This window comes from Amycolatopsis sp. cmx-8-4, from assembly GCF_046548675.1.
Lineage (GTDB): Bacteria > Actinomycetota > Actinomycetes > Mycobacteriales > Pseudonocardiaceae > Amycolatopsis.
Window position 1 is genome coordinate 1 of the sequence record NZ_JAEBDZ010000015.1, and the last position, 18515, is coordinate 18515.

At 73.3% G+C, this 18515-nt stretch carries 21 protein-coding genes; 8 read left to right on the forward strand and 13 right to left on the reverse strand.

All coding sequences use genetic code 11. The features are described 5' to 3' along the window. Window positions 1-128: 128 nt before the first annotated feature. The 3 genes from ACLJQZ_RS28690 to ACLJQZ_RS28700 are packed head-to-tail and all read right to left on the reverse strand — an operon-like array spanning window position 129 to window position 4747. The gene (locus ACLJQZ_RS28690; RefSeq protein WP_410622988.1) at window positions 129-1214 is read right to left on the reverse strand and encodes a glycosyltransferase family 4 protein; all 1086 of its coding nucleotides are present in this window, start codon (window positions 1212-1214) and stop codon (window positions 129-131) included. After that, on the reverse strand, window positions 1207-3780 hold the full coding sequence (locus ACLJQZ_RS28695) for a glycosyltransferase (RefSeq protein ID WP_410622989.1): 2574 nt from the start codon (window positions 3778-3780) through the stop codon (window positions 1207-1209). Before ACLJQZ_RS28695 ends, ACLJQZ_RS28690 begins: the two co-directional genes overlap by 8 nt. A gap of 31 nt (window positions 3781-3811) precedes the next feature. Next, a complete protein-coding gene (locus ACLJQZ_RS28700) occupies window positions 3812-4747 on the reverse strand; it encodes a glycosyltransferase family 2 protein (RefSeq protein ID WP_410622990.1) in 936 nt (311 codons plus the stop codon). Between the two features lie 9 nt (window positions 4748-4756). Between ACLJQZ_RS28700 and ACLJQZ_RS28705 the strand changes: the two genes are divergently transcribed. Then, entirely contained in the window at window positions 4757-5833 is a 1077-nt protein-coding gene (locus ACLJQZ_RS28705) for a glycosyltransferase family 4 protein (protein ID WP_410622991.1), read from the forward strand. Window positions 5834-5887: 54 nt separating this feature from the next. Beyond that, window positions 5888-7036, forward strand: coding sequence for a glycosyltransferase family 4 protein (locus ACLJQZ_RS28710; RefSeq protein ID WP_410622992.1), 1149 nt, complete (start codon window positions 5888-5890; stop codon window positions 7034-7036). A gap of 115 nt (window positions 7037-7151) precedes the next feature. Here the strand turns inward: ACLJQZ_RS28710 and ACLJQZ_RS28715 are convergent, their stop codons facing one another. Further along, window positions 7152-7325: a hypothetical protein gene (locus tag ACLJQZ_RS28715; protein ID WP_410622993.1), complete on the reverse strand. Its 174-nt coding sequence runs from the start codon at window positions 7323-7325 to the stop codon at window positions 7152-7154. A 406-nt stretch (window positions 7326-7731) separates the two neighbouring features. Here ACLJQZ_RS28715 and ACLJQZ_RS28720 point away from each other — a divergent pair, with 406 nt between their 5' ends. Continuing rightward, window positions 7732-8592 (forward strand): glycosyltransferase family 2 protein, encoded by an 861-nt coding sequence (locus ACLJQZ_RS28720; RefSeq protein WP_410622994.1) that lies wholly within the window; start codon window positions 7732-7734, stop codon window positions 8590-8592. Here the strand turns inward: ACLJQZ_RS28720 and ACLJQZ_RS28725 are convergent. Next, window positions 8589-9080 (reverse strand): hypothetical protein, encoded by a 492-nt coding sequence (locus tag ACLJQZ_RS28725; RefSeq protein ID WP_410622995.1) that lies wholly within the window; start codon window positions 9078-9080, stop codon window positions 8589-8591. The two genes, ACLJQZ_RS28720 and ACLJQZ_RS28725, sit on opposite strands and share 4 nt — an antisense overlap. 141 nt (window positions 9081-9221) lie before the next feature. On the opposite strand from ACLJQZ_RS28725, the gene ACLJQZ_RS28730 reads away from it, so the two are divergent. Together ACLJQZ_RS28730 and ACLJQZ_RS28735 are read left to right on the forward strand one after the other, a co-directional pair. Next, window positions 9222-10310, forward strand: a complete 1089-nt coding sequence (locus tag ACLJQZ_RS28730) for a sugar phosphate nucleotidyltransferase (protein WP_410622996.1) — start codon at window positions 9222-9224, stop codon at window positions 10308-10310. 3 nt (window positions 10311-10313) lie between these two features. Continuing rightward, window positions 10314-11210, forward strand: coding sequence for a DNA-3-methyladenine glycosylase family protein (locus ACLJQZ_RS28735; protein ID WP_410622997.1), 897 nt, complete (start codon window positions 10314-10316; stop codon window positions 11208-11210). A 70-nt stretch (window positions 11211-11280) separates the two neighbouring features. Here the strand turns inward: ACLJQZ_RS28735 and ACLJQZ_RS28740 are convergent, their stop codons facing one another. From ACLJQZ_RS28740 to ACLJQZ_RS28770, 7 genes are read right to left on the reverse strand one after another with little or no spacing between them, the layout of a single operon-like run. Next, entirely contained in the window at window positions 11281-11586 is a 306-nt protein-coding gene (locus ACLJQZ_RS28740; RefSeq protein ID WP_410622998.1) for a hypothetical protein, read from the reverse strand. Window positions 11587-11589: 3 nt separating this feature from the next. Then, complete coding sequence (locus ACLJQZ_RS28745; RefSeq protein ID WP_410622999.1) at window positions 11590-11961, reverse strand: GntR family transcriptional regulator; 372 nt, start codon at window positions 11959-11961, stop codon at window positions 11590-11592. Next, window positions 11958-12455, reverse strand: coding sequence for a hypothetical protein (locus ACLJQZ_RS28750; protein WP_410623000.1), 498 nt, complete (start codon window positions 12453-12455; stop codon window positions 11958-11960). Before ACLJQZ_RS28750 ends, ACLJQZ_RS28745 begins: the two co-directional genes overlap by 4 nt. A gap of 26 nt (window positions 12456-12481) precedes the next feature. Beyond that, window positions 12482-13027, reverse strand: a complete 546-nt coding sequence (locus tag ACLJQZ_RS28755; RefSeq protein ID WP_410623001.1) for an NUDIX hydrolase — start codon at window positions 13025-13027, stop codon at window positions 12482-12484. Next, entirely contained in the window at window positions 13024-14370 is a 1347-nt protein-coding gene (locus tag ACLJQZ_RS28760; RefSeq protein WP_410623002.1) for a coenzyme F420-0:L-glutamate ligase, read from the reverse strand. The genes ACLJQZ_RS28755 and ACLJQZ_RS28760 overlap by 4 nt, the downstream gene beginning before the upstream one ends. After that, the gene (gene cofD / locus ACLJQZ_RS28765; protein ID WP_410623003.1) at window positions 14363-15346 is read right to left on the reverse strand and encodes a 2-phospho-L-lactate transferase; all 984 of its coding nucleotides are present in this window, start codon (window positions 15344-15346) and stop codon (window positions 14363-14365) included. Before cofD ends, ACLJQZ_RS28760 begins: the two co-directional genes overlap by 8 nt. After that, the gene (locus ACLJQZ_RS28770) at window positions 15343-16107 is read right to left on the reverse strand and encodes a GNAT family N-acetyltransferase (RefSeq protein ID WP_410623004.1); all 765 of its coding nucleotides are present in this window, start codon (window positions 16105-16107) and stop codon (window positions 15343-15345) included. Before ACLJQZ_RS28770 ends, cofD begins: the two co-directional genes overlap by 4 nt. A gap of 51 nt (window positions 16108-16158) precedes the next feature. Between ACLJQZ_RS28770 and ACLJQZ_RS28775 the strand changes: the two genes are divergently transcribed. The 3 genes from ACLJQZ_RS28775 (at window position 16159) to dapC (ending at window position 17862) form a co-directional block, all read left to right on the forward strand. Next, window positions 16159-16335, forward strand: coding sequence for a hypothetical protein (locus ACLJQZ_RS28775; protein ID WP_392770729.1), 177 nt, complete (start codon window positions 16159-16161; stop codon window positions 16333-16335). A gap of 112 nt (window positions 16336-16447) precedes the next feature. After that, complete coding sequence (fdxA, locus tag ACLJQZ_RS28780; RefSeq protein ID WP_410623005.1) at window positions 16448-16774, forward strand: ferredoxin; 327 nt, start codon at window positions 16448-16450, stop codon at window positions 16772-16774. Further along, the gene (gene dapC, locus ACLJQZ_RS28785) at window positions 16771-17862 is read left to right on the forward strand and encodes a succinyldiaminopimelate transaminase (protein ID WP_410623006.1); all 1092 of its coding nucleotides are present in this window, start codon (window positions 16771-16773) and stop codon (window positions 17860-17862) included. The genes fdxA and dapC overlap by 4 nt, the downstream gene beginning before the upstream one ends. Here the strand turns inward: dapC and ACLJQZ_RS28790 are convergent. Further along, window positions 17859-18470 carry a TetR/AcrR family transcriptional regulator gene (locus ACLJQZ_RS28790; RefSeq protein WP_410623007.1) on the reverse strand — a complete coding sequence of 204 codons (612 nt, stop codon included), beginning with the start codon at window positions 18468-18470 and terminating at the stop codon, window positions 17859-17861. The genes dapC and ACLJQZ_RS28790 overlap by 4 nt on opposite strands. Window positions 18471-18515 lie beyond the last annotated feature (45 nt).

An 18515-nucleotide genomic window follows, 5' to 3' on the forward strand; every position in this document is an offset into this window, starting at 1 on the left:
TTCGCGGCTCCCTGACACCCGGCTTCTCATGCGCCCCAATGTGGCGTTGGGTGCGCTGAACGCACCCAACGCCACATTGGGTGCGTTGGACGCACCCAACGCCACATTGGGGCGCTTGAAACCCAGGGTCAGTGGCGGCCTGAGGCGAGGCGGTACGCGCCCACCGTCAGTTCCGCGCACGTGTGCCACGTGAAGCTCGCCGCCTGGGCGCGCCGTGCCGCGGACGTCGCCACCGCGTGCGGGTCGATCACCGCGGTGCGCAGGGCTTCGGCCAGGCCGTCGACGTCGCCGTACGGGACCAGGCTGGCGCAGTCGCCCGCGACCTCGCGCAGGGCCGGGATGTCCGTGCACACCACCGGGACGTCCGAGGCCATCGCCTCCAGCACCGGCAGCCCGAAACCCTCGTCGCGCGAGGGCAGCACCAGCGCCGACGCGCCCGCGACCACCGTGCGCAGGTCCACATCGGACAGATAGCCGGTCTGGCGCGAGCGTGACGTGCCGGGGAACGGGCCCGGGCCGGCGAACACCAGGTCCGGCAGGTCCGGGGCCGCTTCGTGCGCGCGGACCAGCCAGTCGAGGCCCTTGCGCGGCCCGGCCGCCCCGGCGAACAGCAGGTACCGGGCCGGGAGGCCCAGGCGCGCGCGGCGCTCGTCGTCCGGCGGGCGCGCGGTGAACCACGCCGCGTTCACGCCCAGCGGCGTCACGACGATCTTGGCGCGGTCGACGTCCAGCCGCTCCGCCACCGCGTCGGCCACCGCGGCCGTCGGGGTGCAGATCACGTCCGCGCGGCGGGCGCCGCGGCGGACCAGCTCCGGGAGGTCGCGGTCGCTCGGGGCGAGCTCCGCGGGATGGTCGATGAAGGCCAGGTCGTGGATCGTGACGACGCCCGCCGCGCGGAACCGGCCCGGCAGCACGAAGTTCGTGCCGTGCACGACGTCGGTCGAGCCGGCGAACAGCTCCACCGGCGGGAAGTCCGAGCGCAGCCACGTCATCCGCAGCAGCCGCGCCGCCACCGGCATCCCGCGGGCCCGCACGCCGTGCGGCAGCACGTGCCGCAGCCGCCGCCAGCCGCGCAGCGTGAACGCCACCGCGCGCGTGTCCACCTCGGGGTTCGACGCCAGTTCCTCGCTCAGCGCCGCGGTGTACCGGCCGATGCCGGTGCGGGCGCCGAGCAGCGGCGTGCCGTCGAGGAGGACGCGAAGCGGTTTAGCCACGACGCTGTGACCTCCAGGGCCGAGCCCCGGACCCCAGCCGGGGGACAAGCCCCCCTGGGCCCCCCGAAAGGCGTTGGCGGGCAACCTTGACGACCCGCCCGCCGACGCGCCGCGCCAGCTCGGACGGCCCGCCGTCGGCGAGGTACTCGCGGATCAGGTCGGTGTCGCGGCGCAGCATCGCCCGGCCGCGCACCGCCGGCGTCGTCACCAGGTCGGCCGACCCGGGCAGGCGATCGGCCGCCGGGCGCGGGTCGCGGCAGAACTCGACCAGTGGCTTCAACGCCTCCGGCCAGGCGTACCGCTGTGCCACCGCGGCGATCCGCTCGACGCAGCCCGCGGCGAACTCCTCGTCGTACAACGACTTTTCCAGCGCGTCGGCCAGCGCCCCGGCGTCTTCGGCCGGGACGACGACGCCGAGCTTCTCGGCCCGCACCAGGTCGGCGAACGAGTCGCCGTCGGTGGTGACGATCGGCAGCCCGGCCCACAGGTAGTCCAGCACCCGGGTGCGGAACGCGAACGTCGTCTCGACGTGCTCGTAGTGCGTGGTGACGCCGCAGTTCGCGTCCAGCAGCCAGTTCTGGCGTTCGTGGTAGGGCACCCACTGCTCGTTGAAGTAGACGTGCTTGTCGGTCAGCCCCAGCGAATCCGCCAGCCGGATCGTCCGCGCGCCGATGTCCATCTCGGCGACCTCGGGGTTCGGGTGCTTCATCCCGAGGAACACCAGCCGGACGTCACCGCGGCGGCGGCGCAGCTCGTCGATCGCGCGCACCAGCGTCAGCGGGTCGAACCAGCTGTACACCCCGCCGGCCCAGATCACGACGTGGTCGGTGCCGCCGATGCCCAGCGCCGAGCGGAGGCCCGGCCCGGTGCGGGCGGGCGGTTCCGGCGACAGTCCGAAGGGGACGACCGCGAGCAGCGACTGCGTGGTCGGGTCGGCGTCGTAGAGGCGCGGCGAAAGACGGCCGAGCGCCGCCAAGTGGCCGAGCCAGAAGTGGCGCTGCCGCTCGGACGCGCACAGGAAGAAGTCGCCGCGTTCGAGCTGCGCGTCGAGGACCTTCGTGACGCCCACCAGGTCCGCCGCGCGCTTGTCGTCGGCGACGCCCTTGCCCTGCTCCAGCAGCTCGAGGTGCATCGGGTCGTAGAGGTCGGCGACGACGATCTTGCCCGAATGCTGCTTCTTCAGCGACGGTGCGAGTTCGAGCACGTGCCCCTGCAGCACGACGACGTCGGCCCAGACGATCGGCGCTTCCAGCTCGTGGCGCTTGCCGGCGCTGATCCGGAACGGCGCGGGCGGCGGCGTGGCCAGCGGGTTCGTCGTGACGAGGTGGACGTCGTGCTCGGCGGACAGCGCGAGTGCGATGTTCCAGGCGCGGATCGCCGGGCCGGCCATCCGCTCGGTGAGCGCGTCGCCGGTGATCACCAGGATCTTGCGGCGCTGCCCGAACGCCTTCTCGATGCCGAACGCCTCGACGAGGATGTCGTGCGCGGCGAGGTAACGCGGCAGCGGGTACGCGGGCTCCAACGCCTTGCGCAGCAAGGGAAGCAGGTCGGCATCGGTGCGCACGCGGGCGGCCTGCTCGACCGCGCGGGACTCCGCCAGCGACGGCAGCAGCTCGACGAACTGGTCGATCGCGAGGATCCCGGCCAGCGTGGTCCGCGGGATCGCGACGTCGCCGGACTCGATCGGGCCGACGCCCTGCTCGAGGTCGAGCTGCGTCGCGTCGAGGTCGCCGCGGGCGGTGGCCCGGCGGACGGCCAGCGCGAGCGCCGCCGGCAGCGCCTTGACCAGGGTTTCGTCGGAGAGGTTCTTGTACAGCGCGGCCAGGGCGTTGCGCTCCAGCAGGAAGGTCTCGCGGCCGGTCTCCGGCGCGTCGACCGAGGCCATCGTGCCGTGGTGGCGGTGGAACGCGCGCGACTCCGGCACGTACCGGACGCGCCAGCCGCGCAGGTTGAGCCGCCAGCCGAGGTCGACGTCCTCGTAGAACATGAAGAACCGCTCGTCGAAGCCGCCGACCTCGGCGAACACGCTCGCGCGGACGAACAGCGCCGAGCCGGTGCCGAACAGGACGTCCTTCGCGACCTCGTGCTCGGCGGCCGGGACGTCGGCCAGCGGGCTGCCCGCGTGGCGCTTGTAGCCCATGCCGAACCAGGTCAGGCCGCCGTCGACGAAGTCGGTGCCGGTGCCGCCCCAGTCGAGGACCTTGCTGGCCACGGCGGCGACGCGGGGTTGCGCGCGCAGCTCGGCGACGGCGGCTGAGACCCAGCCGGGCGCCGGGCGCGCGTCGTTGTTGAGGAAGGCGACGACCGTGCCCTTGGCGTGGCGCGCCCCGAGGTTGCAGCCGCCGGCGAACCCGGTGTTGCGGCCGGCCTCGATGACCCGCGCGCCGGGGACGGCTTCGCGGATGCGCGCGGCGTCGGCGCTGCCCGGGGTGTTCTCGACGCAGATCAGCTCGAGGTCGGCGTAGTCATGGTCGGCGAGCGCGCGCAGGCAGGTGATCGTGTCGTCGGCACCGTGGTAGTTGACCACGACCACCGAGACGAGCGGTTGCTGTTCCCCCTGCGCCAAAGCCAGCTCCTTCGTCGGAATGCTCGCAAGCTTAAAGGCCGGCCCATGCCTCCCAGACCGCGCCTCGGCCCAGTGCCGCGCGACGGCCGATCCGGCGCCGGGCCAGCAGCGTCGCCGGCAACCGCGCGCCGACCTCGGCCAGGACCCGGCAGCGCAGGCCGAACCGGAAGTTCGCTGCGGTCGGGCCGCCCGGCCGCAGCGGCAGCACCGCTGTCAACACGGCGAACCGGGCCACCTGGTTCAGCGCGACGCCGCGGGGGGCGCAGCGCAGCAGCATGAGCAGCCGGTTGCGCTCGTTCCAGCGGTGGAACGGCACCGAGCCGGGCTTGCTGCTGACGCCGTGGGCGTGCCGGACCCGGGCGCCGGGCGCCGCGACGACGTCCCAGCCGGCCAGCCGCAGCCGCCACGCCGTGTCGGTGTCCTCGTAGTAACAGAAGAACTCCGCCGGGACGCCGCCCACGGCACGCAGGGCGTCGACGCGCAGCAGCGCCGCGCCGCCGCAGAAGCCGAAGATCTCGCCCGTGGGCTCGGTGAGGTCGGCGCCGTGGCCGTCGGCGGTCAGCCGCACCCCGGCGGACTGCACGCTGCCGCCGGGCAGCACGAGCAGCGCCGTCGCGGCAGCGGCCAGCGGCGACTTCCCGAGCGTGTCTTCGAGGGTTTCCAGCCAGCCGGGCTCGGGTTCGGCGTCGTCGTTGAGCCACGCCATCAACGGCGTCTCGAGCTGCTTCACGGCGACGGCGAGCGCGCCCGCGTAGCCGGTGTTGCGGGGGAGACGCAGTACTCGCGGCTTGCTCGGGTGCGCCGCGAGCAGCGCGGCCGTCCCGTCGTCGGAGGCGTTGTCCACCACGAGCGTCCGATGTGGACGCGTCTGCGCGGCGAGCGCGTCGAGGCAGGCGGTGACGTGCCCGGCACCCCGCCAGGTCACGACTACCACCGTGGTGGCGGGATTCGGCGTCACGTCCCGCACAATAGCCGCGTGCCCGAACTGGTCGTGCTCGCCGAGCAGCTCCTCGCGCCCGTGCCCGGTGGCACCGGGCGCTACACGGCCGAGCTGCTCCCCGCGCTCGCGCGGACCGCGCCGCCGGGCTGGACGGTGTCCAGCGTCGTCGCGCGGCACGCCGACGTCGGCGCGGCCGAGCTGGACGGCATCGAGGGCCCGCGGGTGCTGGGGCTCCCGCCGCGGGCGCTGATCGGCGTCTGGCAGCTGGGGATCCCCTGGTGGCCGGGCGGCGACGCGGTGCACGCGCCGACGCCGTTCGCGCCGCCGCGCACCCCGGCCGGGCGGACGCTGAGCGTGACCGTGCACGACACCGTGCCGTGGACCCACCCCGAGACGCTCACCGCGCGTGGCGTCAGCTGGCACCGGTCGATGATCGCGCGGGCCGCGCGCCGCGCGTCCGGGCTGGTGGTGCCGACGCGGGCGGTCGCCGACGAGCTGGCGGTGCTGGTCGACGTCGACGTCCCGGTGCACGTGGTCCCGCACGGCGTGCGCGTCCCGGCGGGGGACGCGCCGCTGGACCTGCCGGCGCGGTACGTGCTGGCCGTCGGCACGATCGAGCCGCGCAAGGGCATCGACGTGCTGATCGACGCCGTCGCCGCGCTGGACGACACGGTGCTCGTGCTCGCCGGGCAGCCGGGCTGGGGCGGCGTCGACCCGGTCGCGCTGGCCGCCGAGCGCGGCCTGCCGCCGGAGCGGCTGCGGGTGCTGGGGAAGGTGCCGGACGCCGAGCTGGCGACCGCGCTGCGGGGGGCGAGCGTGCTGGCCGTGCCGAGCCTCGCCGAGGGCTTCGGGCTGGGCCTGCTGGAGGCGATGGCGGCCGGCGTCCCGGTGGTGCACACGGACGTCCCGGCGCTCGTCGAGGTCGCGGGCGGCGCGGGCGTCACGGTCCCGCGCGGCGACGCGGCGGCCGTGACGAAAGCCCTGCGCGAGGTGCTCGGTTCACCCGAGCGGGCCGCCGAGCTGACCTGGTCGGGGCGTGACCGCGCGAAGTCGTTCACGTGGCGTCGCGCCGCGGAAGCTGTCTGGGCCATCCACCGCCGGGGGCGTAGCTAGCGGGTTTGCCAGTTCCCCCACCATGACGCTGCGTCGCCGCCGTACCCTACGGGGGTGAGCGATGATCCCCGGGTCCTGATCGACGCGACCGCGGTGCCCGCGGACCGCGGCGGGGTGGGCCGGTACGTGGATTCGCTCGTCGCCGCACTGGACGCGGACGGGGCTCGCATCACCGTCGTCTGCCAGCCGCGGGACCTGCAGCTCTACGATCGGCTGGCGCCGAGGTCACGCATCGTGCCCGCGTCGCCGTCGACGACCACCCGCACCGCGCGGCTGACCTGGGAGCAGGCGACCCTGCCGCGGCTGGTGCGCCGCCTCGGCGCGGACGTCGTCCACTCACCCCACTACACGATGCCGCTGGCGACGTCGGCGGCCTCGGTCGTCACGCTGCACGACGCGACGTTCTTCACCGACGCCGTCCTGCACTCGTCGGTGAAGGCCCGCTTCTTCCGCGCCTGGACGGCGACGGCGCTGCGCCGCGCGACGCTGTGCGTGGTCCCGTCGGCGGCGACGGCCGCGGAACTGGCCCGCGTCAGCCCGGTGCGCCACGCGTCGGTGGAGGTCATCCACCACGGCGTCGACACGGAGCGTTTCCACCCGCCGTCCCCGGCGGAGGTCGCGGCGGCGCGCGCGGCCGTCGGCCTGGGGCGGACGCCGTACGTGGCGTTCCTCGGGGCGCTGGAGCCGCGCAAGAACGTCCCGGCGTTGATCCGCGGCTTCGCCCGCGCGGTCGCCGGGCGGCCGGACGCCCCGGCGCTGGTCCTGGCGGGCCAGCCGGGCTGGGACACGCAGGTCGAGCGGGCCTTGGACGCCGTCCCGCACCGCCTGCGCGTGATCCGCGCGGGCTACCTGCCGTTCGGCACGCTGGCGGGCTTCCTGGGCGGGTCGTCGCTGGTGGCGTACCCGTCGCTGGGCGAGGGCTTCGGCTTGCCGGTGCTGGAGGCGATGGCGTGTGGCGCCTGCGTCTTGACGACGCGCCGCCTGTCGCTCCCGGAGGTCGGCGGCGACGCGGTCGCGTACTGCGGAGTGGGCGCGGGCGACGTCGCGGCGGCGATCTCGGAACTCCTGGCGGACCCGGGCCGCCGGTCCGAGCTGGCGACGGCGGCCCAGCAGCGAGCCAAGGAGTTCTCGTGGGCGACAACCGCGGAACGCCACCGGGAGGCGTACGCCAAGGCCTGGTCCCGCCACCTCCGCACCCGCTGAGCGATTACCCGGCCGCCTTCGGCGGTGGTAACCTGATGGTGCGAGGTCCCCGTGGGACCGAGTATGAGAGCCCGCAACGCGTCCGGACGGTCGTCTTGCGGGCTTTTCGCTGTTCTCAGACGGTGAAGGTTTCGGTGATCAACGGGCTCGCCCGGCGTCGCCAGTCACCACCCGCCCCGAAGCACCACGCAACGGCGTCGGAAATCCACAGCAGCGGTTCGGCCGTCGAGTCGACGTGCTCGTAGGTGAGTTCCGTCTTCGACGGCCGGACTCCCAGCGCCAGCTGCAAGGTCCGGTGGTCCTGACGTTCGATCTTGAATGCAGCTCACGCGCGCTGCCAAGGCCTGGTCCCGCCACCTCCGCACCCGCTGACCCCGCGTACCCAGACAGTCGGCCCGCGTACCCAGACCGTCGATTCAGGTACCTGGACGGTCGGCTCGTGAACCGACCCTCCAGGTACGCGAGCTGACCGTCTGGGTACGCAATCCGCTCCCACCCGCTGAGCCGTGTGATCGAGGGGCCGACTCGCGTGATTCCGGAGCCGACACGCGTGATCAGAGCGACGACACGGCGTGCGCCCCTGACCTCCGCCGTGTCGACCCTCTGGGTACGCGAGCCGACCCGCTGAGTTCTCTCACCTTGCTCCTGGCCCGGGGCACCCGCTTCACGCTCGGTGACGCGTGGACAATGGCCGGGTGACTGAGGACTCCCGCTATGGCGATGACGTCGGCGTCGTGACCGTGACCTACTTCTCCGAGGACACCATCGAGCGGTTCCTCGACACCCTCGAGAAGGCCACCGAGCGCGAGGTCAAGGTGGTCGTCGCGGACAACGCTTCCGTCGAGGGTGCCCTCGAGGAGATCACGCGGCGGCGGGCGAACGTGCAGTTGCTCGACATCGGGGAGAACGTTGGTTACGGGACCGCCGCCAACCGCGGCGTCGCCGAGCTCGACGACCGGTACGGCTGGGTCGTCGTCGTCAACCCCGACCTCGAATGGGAGCCCGGCTCGCTCGACGCGCTGCTCGACGTCGCCACGCGGTGGCCGCGCGGGGGTGCGTTCGGGCCGCTGATCCACGACCTCGACGGCACCGTCTACCCGTCGGCGCGGCTGCTGCCGTCGTTCGGCCGGGGCATCGGCCACGCCGCGTTCGCCAAGGTCTGGCCGGCCAACCCGTGGACGCGGCAGTACCGCCAGGAGACCGGCACGCCGGTCGAGCGCGTCGCGGGCTGGCTGTCCGGCTCGTGCCAGCTGCTGCGCCGGGAGGCGTTCGACTCCGTCAGCGGCTTCGACACGCGCTACTTCATGTACTTCGAGGACGTCGACCTCGGCGACCGGCTGGCCAAGGCGGGCTGGCAGAACGTCTACGCGCCGTCGGCGAGCGTGATGCACGAAGGCGGGCACTCGACGTCGCAGGCGTCGGAGAAGATGCTGAAGGCGCACCACGACAGCGCCTACCGCTACCTCGCCGACCGCCACCGGGGCCTCGCCTGGAAGCCGGTCCTGGCCGCCGTGAAGCTCGGCCTCAAGCTCCGCCTGAAGCTCGAGACCCGCTAGATCCCGTCGAGCCGGCGGGACAGGTCGGACCTGCCGTTGTTCTGCGTCACCGTCGGCACCAGGCCGGTGTCCTCCGGGTCGGGCTCCTGCAGCGGGCTCGTGATCGGCTCGGCCTGGGGCCGGCGCGCGAGCGGCGTCGTGACCGGGGTCTTCAACGGCGTCGTCGGCGACGGCGTGCTCAGCGGTGTGGTCACCTGCTGGCGCCGCGCACCCGCGCCGCTGGCGACGCCCGATGCGCCGGAGGCCTCCAGCCGCCGGGTCGGCGACTTGCCGGCCAGCGGGTGGTCGTTCTCCTCGATCAGCGACGCCGGCAGCTGCGTGGTCGTGTCGGGGTCCTGGCTTCTGTCGAGGCCGTCGATGGCGGCACGCGGTATCTGCTGCGTGTTCGAGGCGTCCATGGGCGAAATGGCGCTGTCCGGCGTCACCACGAACACACCACGCGCCTGGGCTCGTGCGAGCAGGGCGTCCGCCCGATCGCGGGGGTCCATCCCCTCGGCCTCCCGACTGACCCGGGGCCCTCTGGGGAAAGGCCCGCTTGTTTCCTGTCTAGGGTAGGCCCTCCGGGCGACCTCCGTCAGGGTTTCCCGCGGCTTGTCGCTCAGCGGTGCGTGATACAGGAGGAGATTTCCGTGACGTCCGAGGTCCGAACCGGCGCTGTCGACGCCGTCGTGCTGGTCGGGGGCAAAGGCACCCGGCTGCGGCCGCTCACCCTGTCGGCGCCGAAGCCGATGCTCCCGACAGCCGGGACGCCCTACCTGAGCCACCTGTTCTCCCGCATCCGCGAGGCCGGGATCAGGCACGTCGTGCTGGGGACGAGCTACCGGGCGGAGGTGTTCGAGGAGTACTTCGGCGACGGCGAGGCGATCGGGCTGGAGCTGGAGTACGTCGTCGAGGAAGAGCCGCTCGACACGGCGGGCGCCATCCGCAACGTCTACGACAAGCTGCGCGCCGACCACGTGATCGTCTTCAACGGCGACATCATCTCCGGCTCGGACCTCGGCGAGCAGCTGCGCGTGCACCACGACACCGGCGCCGACGTCACGCTGCACCTGCAGCGCGTCCCGGACCCGAGCCGGTTCGGCTCGGTGCCCACCGACGAAACCGGCCGCGTGCAGGCCTTCCTCGAGAAGACGCCGAACCCGCCGACCGACCAGATCAACGCCGGCTGTTACGTCTTCCGCCGCCCGGTGATCGAGTCGATCCCGACCGGGCGCCGCGTCTCGGTGGAGCGCGAGACGTTCCCCGGCCTGCTGGAGCAGGGCGCGCACATCCACGGGTTCGTCGACGCGTCCTACTGGCTGGACGTCGGCACGCCCGAAGCGTTCGTCCGCGGCTCGGCCGACCTGGTCCGGGGTATCGCGCCGACGTCGGCGCTGCCCGGCCGGACCGGTGAGTTCCTGGTCCTCGACGGCGCTTCGGTGGCCGAGGACGCCGAGCTGTCCGGTGGTTCGACCATCGGCGTCGCCGCCGTCGTCGGCTCGGGTGCGCGGATCGACGGCTCGGTGCTGTTCGACGGCGCGGCCGTCTCCGAAGGCGCGATCGTGGAGAACTCGGTGCTCGGGCACGGCGCGCGCGTCGGCGCCGGCGCGGTGCTGCGCGGCGTGGTGGTGGGCGACGGCGCGTCCGTCGGCGCCGGGTGCGAGCTGCTCGACGGGGCCCGGATCTGGCCCGACGTCGTGCTCCCCGACGGTTCCGTCCGCTTCTCGAGCGACGCGTAGCCGATGTTCTGGCGTCCCGCGTTCGAGGTCGACCTGGGCCGGGTCCTGGGTCCGCTCAAGCGTGGGCGCGGGTCGCTCAACATCCTCACCGACGAGCGCGCCGTCACCTGGCTGGCGACGAACACGCCGGACGGCCCCGGCACGCTCGCCCTGCGCAAGCTGGGTGACGGCCGGATCGAGGCCGCCGCCTGGGGTGCCGGTGCGGACCGGCTGCTCAGCGGCGTCCCGGCGCTGCTCGGCGCGGACGACGACGACAGCGGGTTCGTCGCGCACCACGACGTCGTCGCGCGGGCCCGGCGGGAGAACCCCGGCCTGCGGCTCGGCGCGACCGGGTTCGTGTGGGACTGGCTGGTGCTCGCCGTGCTGGAGCAGAAGGTGACCGGCAAGGAAGCGATCCGGTCGTGGGCGGAGCTGTGCCGCCGGTTCGGCGAGCGGGCGCCCGGGCCGGCCCCGGACCGCCTGCGCGTGCCGCCGACGCCGGTGGCGCTGCGGTCGCTGCACGACTGGCACTGGCACCGCGCGGGCGTCGACATCAAGCGCCGGACGGCGCTGCTCAACGCCGCCCGCGTCGCGCACCACCTGGAACGGGCGGTGGAGCTGCGCGGCCGCGAAGGCCGGCTGCTGCTGCGGCACGTGCCGGGCATCGGCGTCTGGACGGCCGCGGAGATCGCGCAGCGCGCGTGGGGCGACCCGGACGCGGTGAGCTTCGGGGACTACAACATCCCGTCGATGGTGGGCCACGCGCTGCTGGGCGCGAAGCTCGACGACGAGGGGATGGCCGAGCTGCTGGCGCCGTACGCGCCGCAACGGCAGCGCGCGGTCCGCTACCTGGAAGCGGCGGGCCACCGCCGTCCCCGCTTCGGCCCCCGCATCGAACTACGCGAATACCGCGCCATGTGAGGACCCCGGAAAGCCGTGAAGGCCTCCTTCCCGGCTCTTATGGCCGGTAAGGAGGCCTTCACGGCTTTTCCTACTGCTGCGGGGGGTAGCCGCCCTGCTGGGGCGGGTACGGCGGCGGCTGCTGGCCGGGGTAGCCCTGCTGCGGCGGGTAGTCCGGCTGCTGGGGCGGGTAACCCGGTTGCTGCGGGGGATAGCCCGGCTGCTGGCCCGGGTAGCCCTGCTGGGGCGGGTAGCCCGGTTGCTGGGGCGGGTAACCCGGGAACTGCTGCGGCGGGTACGGCGGCTGCTTCGGCTTCGAGACGTTGATCACGACGATCACGACCGCCGCGATGCCCCCGAGCACCACCAGCAGGATCAACAGCATCAGCGCGGTCACGGGTCAGCCGCTCCCTTCGTCGAGCGCGGCGCGGACGATCGACAGCGCCTCGGTTGCGTCCAGGCCGAGCCTACGGGTGACCGCCGCGTACTCGGCCGCGGCCTGCTGGGCCCGGCGGCGCGTCTGGTCGCCGGACGCGCCGACGAAACTGCCCGCGCGGCCGCGGGTTTCGATCAGCCCGGCCTCTTCCAGCTCCCGGTAGGCCCGCGCGACGGTGTTCGGCGCGATGCCGAGGTCGACCGCCAGCTGCCGCACCGTGGGCAGCTTCGTGCCGACGGCCAGCGAGCGGTCGTTGATCCGCGCCGCGAGCCCGGCGCGGACCTGCTCGAACGGCGGCACCGGGGACGCGCTGTCGAAGGGGACGATCTGGCTCACCAGCTCTGCGGCCCCGTTCCCGGACCGGGCGGCGGTTGCTGCGGCGGGGAGTAGCCCTGCTGAGCCGGCGGGGGACCCGGCGGCACCGGCGCGAAGCCCGGCTGCTGCTGCGGGAATCCCTGCGACGGCGACGGGAACCCGGCCTGCTGCTGCGGGAACCCTGGTGACGGCTGCGGTGTCGGCGCGAAGCCGCCTGGCTGCGGGAACCCCTGCGACGGCGGCGGGCCTTGCGGTGCCGGCGCGAACCCGCCCGGCTGCGGGAAGCTCTGCGACGGCGGCGCGAAACCCTGCTGCGGTGGGAAGTTCGCGGCGGGGAACTGCCCACCGGCGCGCATGGCCTCGGTGCGCCGCATCTTCGACACCCGCACCGCGACGACGATCACGAACACGATGATCGCGAGGATCAGCAGGCCGACGACGATGTAGCCGAACACCCCGCTGCCGCTGCCGCCACCGGAGTGGAAGTGCACCCGATCGGGGAACTGCGTAGCCATGTGGTCCTCCCTCTCCCGGGTCCAGGCTAGTGCCCGGCACCGACGGAAACGGCCGCTTTCACCAGATCGGCGAGATCCTCGGAGCCGGCCGGGAGCGCGTCCACCGGCCACCACCGCAGGTCGTCGGACTCGTCGCTGCGCACCGGCTCCGCACCCGGCGGCGCGTGCACGGCGTACCGAACGTCGAAGTGCCGCGTCGGCACCCCGAGCGAGCAGGTGATCGGGTGGACGTCCAGGTGCACCGGCGCGTCCCCGATCCGCAGCCCGGACACGCCGGACTCCTCGGTCGCCTCCCGCAGCGCCGCGTCGGCCAACGACGCGTCGGACGGCTCGCAGTGCCCGCCGAGCTGCAGCCACCGGCCGACGCGCGGGTGCAGCGTGAGCAGCACCCGCGTGCCGGTGTGGTCCAGCAGCACCGCGGACGCCGTCAGGTGCCCGGCCTCGCACGACCGGCGGCACGTGTCGTCCCGCGCCGCGAGAAAGCCGAGGAACGCCTGGCGCAGCGACTCCTGGGACGCGTCCGGAGGCGTCCACGAACCCAGCGTCGCGACCGCTTCGGCGTGCAGGCTCACAGCTCCAGCAGCCCTTCACCCGGCGCCGCCGCTCCCCGCAGGGCCGGCTCGGCCAGCGGGATGCCGATCGCGACCGAGCCCAGCGGCTGCCAGCGCTCGTCCAGGCCGAGGACGTCGCGGACGACGCCGGCGGCGAAGATCGTCGACCCGATCCAGCACGAGCCGAGGCCTTCGGCGGCGAGCGCGACCAGCAGGCCCTGCACCGCGGCCCCGCCGGCGACGGTGAACATCGTCTTCTCGCAGTCGTTGCGGCGGGCGTCGGGGTAGGTGTGCGCGCCGTCCGGCACCAGGAACGGGATGACGATTTCCGGGGCCCGGTAGAGGATGTCGCCGCGGCTGAGCCGCTTCTCGACCTGCTCCGGGGTGAACTCGTCGCCGTTGAGGTCCGCCTGCCACGATTCGCGCATCGCGTCGAGCAGTTCCTTGCGCTTCGCGCCGTCGCGCAGCCAGACGAACCGCACCGGGTGCGTGTGGTGCGGCGCGGGCGCGGTCAGCGCGGAGCCCACCGCTCGCCGGATCGACGTCGGCGAGACCGGTTCGTCGCTGAACTGCCGCACCGACCGCCGGACCGGCACGGCCTCCCGGCGGCCCTGCGCGATGGCTTCGTTGGTGCCCAGCCGGAAGAGGTCCTCTTCGAGGGGCCGGATGAGCGTCCGCGCGGTCGAACCGTCGTCCTCCAGGAGGAGCCCGCGGACGACGGCGACCGGCGTCCCGCCCAGCTTGCCCTTGACCAGGTCCGCGGCCGACGCGAGCTCGTCGGCGATCGCGACCTCGGTGACGGCCAGCTCGTTGCCCTGGCCGTCGATCGTGCCCCGGTAGGCGTGCAGCACGCGCAGCCCGGACGCGCCGATCGCGTTGTCGGTCTGCCCGATCCGCCAGGCGCGGCCCATGGTGTCGGTGACGACGACGGCGACCTCGACGCCGAGCCGTTCGCGCAGCCCGTTGCGCAGGGCGAGCGCGGACGCGTCCGGGTCAGCGGGCAGCAGCGCGACCTCGTCACCGGCCACATTGGACGCGTCGATGCCGGACGCCGCCTGCACGATGCCCAGCGGGTTCTCGGTGATCACCGTGCGGGCGATCCGCGCGACGATCCGCACGGCTTCCTGCTCGACGAGCTTCCGGCGGGCGGCGTCGCGGGCCTCGGGGTCGGTGGGCACGCGGACGAGCCTGCCCTCGGCCTTCGAGACGATCTTGCTGGTCACGACCACGACGTCACCCGAGCGCAGCCAGGGCGCGGCGGTGACGATCGCGCCGGTCAGGTCGTCGCCCGGGCGGAACTCGGGCAGCCCGGTGACGGGCAGGATCTCCAGCTTCGGGGAAGCGTGGTCAGCGGTGTTACTCAACAGGGGCTCCAGCGAGTTCGAGAGCGGCGCGGGCCATCGCCGCGGTCGCGTCCACATCGGACATCAGCAGCGGCACGTCGCGGACGGTCACGCCCGGCACGTCGGCCGTCTCGCCTTCGGCGATCAGCCAGCCGTCGAGCACACCGTCGTCCTTGCGCGAGCCGTAGTGCCGGCCCACCGCCTCGGCCGACGTCTCGACGCCGATCGCGGTCAGGCACGCGTCGGCCATCCCGCGCAGCGCCTTGCCGCCGATGATCGGCGACACTCCCACGACGCCGGCGGAGGTCTTGCGCAGCGCGTCCCGGATGCCGGGCACGCCGAGGGTGGTGCCGACCGACACCACCGGGTTCGACGGCGCGAACAGCACCGCGTCGGCGCCGGCGATGGCTTCGAGCACGCCCGGCGCGGGCTTGGCCTCGTCGGTGCCGACGGCGACGATCGAGTGCGCCTTCGGCTCGGCGCGGTAGCGCACCCACCACTCCTGGAAGTGGATGGCCTTCTGCCGGCCGTCCGGGTCGTCGATCACGACGTGCGTCTCGACGCGGTCGTCCGACATCGGCAGCAGCCGGACGCCGGGCTGCCAGCGGTCGCACAGGGCCTCGGTCACCGCGGAGAGCGGGTAGCCCGCGCGCAGCATCCGGGACCGGATCAGGTGGGTGGCGATGTCCTTGTCGCCGAGCCCGAACCAGTCCGGGTCGGCGCCGTAGGCCGCCAGCTCCTCCTTGACCACCCAGGTCTCGCCCGAGTGCCCCCAGCCGCGTTCCTTGTCGATCCCGCCGCCCAGGGTGTACATGCAGGTGTCGAGGTCCGGGCAGATCCGCAGGCCGTGCATCCAGACGTCGTCGCCGGTGTTGACCAGCGCCGTCACCTCGTGCGGCGACTCGCTCGCGCCCTCCGGCGCCATGCCCAGTGCTGCCTTGACTCCCAGCAGGAAACGGGCCCCGCCCACTCCGCCGACCATCACCACGATCTTCACGACGTCGAATCTTCCTCTCCCTCGATGCGCGAGCCGGGTGCGGGCACCCAGTAGCGGTATCGGTGGTGCGGGGCGTACCCGAGCCCCGCGTAGAGCGCGAGCGCGCCCTCGTTGCCTTCCGCGACCTGCAACACCGCGCGGCCGGCCCCGTGTTCCACGCCCCAGGCGCCCAGCGCCGCCATCAGCGCGGACGCGAGCCCGCGGCGCCGGAAGGCCGGGGCGACCTCGAGCCGGCCGACGTGCAGCCAGCCGTCGACCAGCGCGCCGCGGACGACACCCGCCGTGACGCCGTCCAGCGTCGCGACGCCGTAGCCGACCTTCCCGCCGGTCAGGACCTGCCGCGCGGCGGGGGAGTCCTCGGCGGGCCCGAGCGTCAGCTCCCACCAGGCGTCCGAGGGCTCGTCGGACACCGTGACGCCGTCGACGGCGGGGGCCGCGGCCAGCGGCGCGGTGAGGACGACGACCTCGTGGCCACGGCGGTGGCGCTTCGCCTCGACCCAGCCCTCGGCGACGATCGCGTGCTCGTTCGGGCTGTCGCGGACGACCTGCGCCATCGGTGGGATCCCCCGATCGTGGGCGAAGTCACACGCCGCGTCCAGGGCCTCGCGGACCGGCCGCCCGGCGTCCCCGACGGCCAGCACACTGTTGGCACGGCCGGTGAAGCCGCCGGCCCAGCGCAGCACCCACTCGCCGAGGTGCGCCTCGGCCAGCGGGGGCCAGGCCCGGCTGCAGCGGATCTCAAGCATTTCGGGACCGTTCACGGCTAGATTGTCCCTGAGGCGGCGACCGATTTCCGAAGGAGGCCGGGTGCGATGGGCGTCCAGCGCAAGGACGAACGGCACAAGGAAGAGCTGGTGGACGACATCTCCGAAGGCTTCAACCGCGCTGTCGGCGCGAAGCCGGACGAAGAGGGTGCGCCCGCCAAGCCCAAGTTCGTGATCACCGGCGACGCCCGCGCCGTCCCGCCCAAGCGCCGCCGCGACCGTTGATCCCCGCCATACCCCGAGTATGGCTAAGGGTTGCCTCACCATCCCGACCGGTGGCCGTCCCGCGTAATGTCGGTGGCAACTGGCTGTTGGCAGAGAAAAGCAGGAGTGCGCAGTGACCTACGTGATCGCCGAGCCCTGCGTCGACTTGCTCGACAAGGCGTGTATCGACGAGTGCCCCGTGGATTGCATCTACGAGGGCGAACGCATGCTGTACATCCACCCGGACGAGTGCGTCGACTGCGGCGCCTGCGAACCGGTCTGCCCGGTCGAGGCGATCTACTACGAGGACGACGTCCCGGACAGCTGGTCGGACTACACCAAGGCCAACGTCGACTTCTTCGACGAGCTGGGCTCGCCGGGCGGCGCGTCGAAGGTCGGCAAGACCGCCCACGACCCCGCCTTCGTCAAGGCGCTGCCCCCTCAGCCCCAGGGCGAATGAGCCGCGTCGCGCTGCCCGACTTCCCCTGGGATTCGCTCGTCGAGGTCAAGGCCACGGCGCAGGCGCATCCCGGCGGGGTCGTCGACCTCTCGATCGGCACGCCCGTCGACCCGGTCCCGGCCGGCATCCGCGACGCCCTGGCGTCGGTCTCGGAGATCCCCGGGTACCCGACGACCCACGGCATCCCGGCGCTGCGCGCGGCGGCCATCGCCGCGCTCGGCCGCCGGCACGGGGTCACCGGCATCGAGGCCGGCGCCGTGCTGCCGACGATCGGGTCGAAGGAAGCCGTCGCCTGGCTGCCGCGGCTGCTCGGCTTCGGCGAGGGCGACGTCGTCGTCATCCCGGAGCTGGCCTACCCGACCTACGAGGTCGGGGCGCTGCTCGCGGGCGCGTCGATCCTGCGGTCCGACGGCTTGACGGCGCTGGGCCCGCAGCGCCCGGCGATGATCTGGCTGAACTCGCCGTCCAACCCGACCGGTCGCGTGTTGCCGGTGGAGCACCTGCGCAAGGTCGTCGAGTGGGCGCGCGAGCGCGACGTCGTCGTGGTGTCCGACGAGTGCTACCTGGCGCTCGGCTGGGAGACCGACCCGCTGTCGGTGCTGCACCCGGACGTCTCCGGCGGCAGTACCGAGGGCCTGATCGCGGTGCACTCGCTGTCGAAGTCGGCGAACCTCGCCAGCTACCGCGCCGGGTTCCTGACCGGTGACCCGAAGCTGATCGCGCAGCTGCTGGAGATCCGCAAGCACGCGGGCATGATCGTGCCGCGCCCGGTCCAGGAAGCGATGGTCGCCGCCCTGACCGACGACGAGGCCCTGGCCGCACAACGCGAACGCTACGCCCGCCGTCGGCTGGCACTGCGGAAGGCGTTGCAGGACAACGGCTTCCGCGTCGACCACTCCGAGGCCGGCCTGTACCTGTGGGCCACCCGGGACGAAGATGCCCACGCGACGGTGGCGTGGCTCGCCGACCGCGGCATCCTGGTCGCGCCCGGCACGTTCTACGGGCCCAAGGGCGGCAAGCACGTCCGCGTCGCGCTGACGGCGACCGACGAGCGCGTCGACGCGGCTGTCGAGCGTCTCAGCGCCTAGTAGTCCCGGCCGGTGAAACCCCGGTAGACGAACCGGGTGAGGGCCTCGACCGCCTCCTCGTCGGTCGGCGGGGTCCAGCCGGTGGGGGCCGGGTCGAGCAGCCACATCTGCGCGAAACTGTCGACCAGCCGGTACATCATCACGATGCTCAGGTCCGGCCGCGCCGGCAGCCGCATGCCCGCGGCCGTGATGTGCTCGAGGTGGCCGTTGAGGTCCGCCGCCTGGGTGGCGCCGAAACCGGCGAGGGTGCGGGCGAACGCGTCGTTCACCAGCGCCGCCTGGCCGAGGGCTCGCATCGTCGACGCGTGCTCCTTGTAGAACTCCCAGTACTGCGCCACGTGCCAGCGCACGGCGGCCGGGTCGCTGAAGTCCGAGAGGTGGCCCTCGGTCAGCGCGCTCTCGTCGCCTGAGGTCGCGATGTCGGCCAAGAGCGCTTCGAGCAGCTCTTCCTTGCCGGCGAAGTGGTTGTAGAACGACCCCGCCGCGCGTCCGGCCTCCGCCGTGATGTCGGTGATCTTGGTGTTCAGGTAGCCCTTGTGCGCGAACACCCGCCGGGCCGCCGCCTTCAGCGCGGCCTCGGTCTCCGCGGCCTTCTCCTTGCGGTTCACCGCCACCTCCTTGACGCGGGACGCTAGCAGTGTAATTCTGAATCT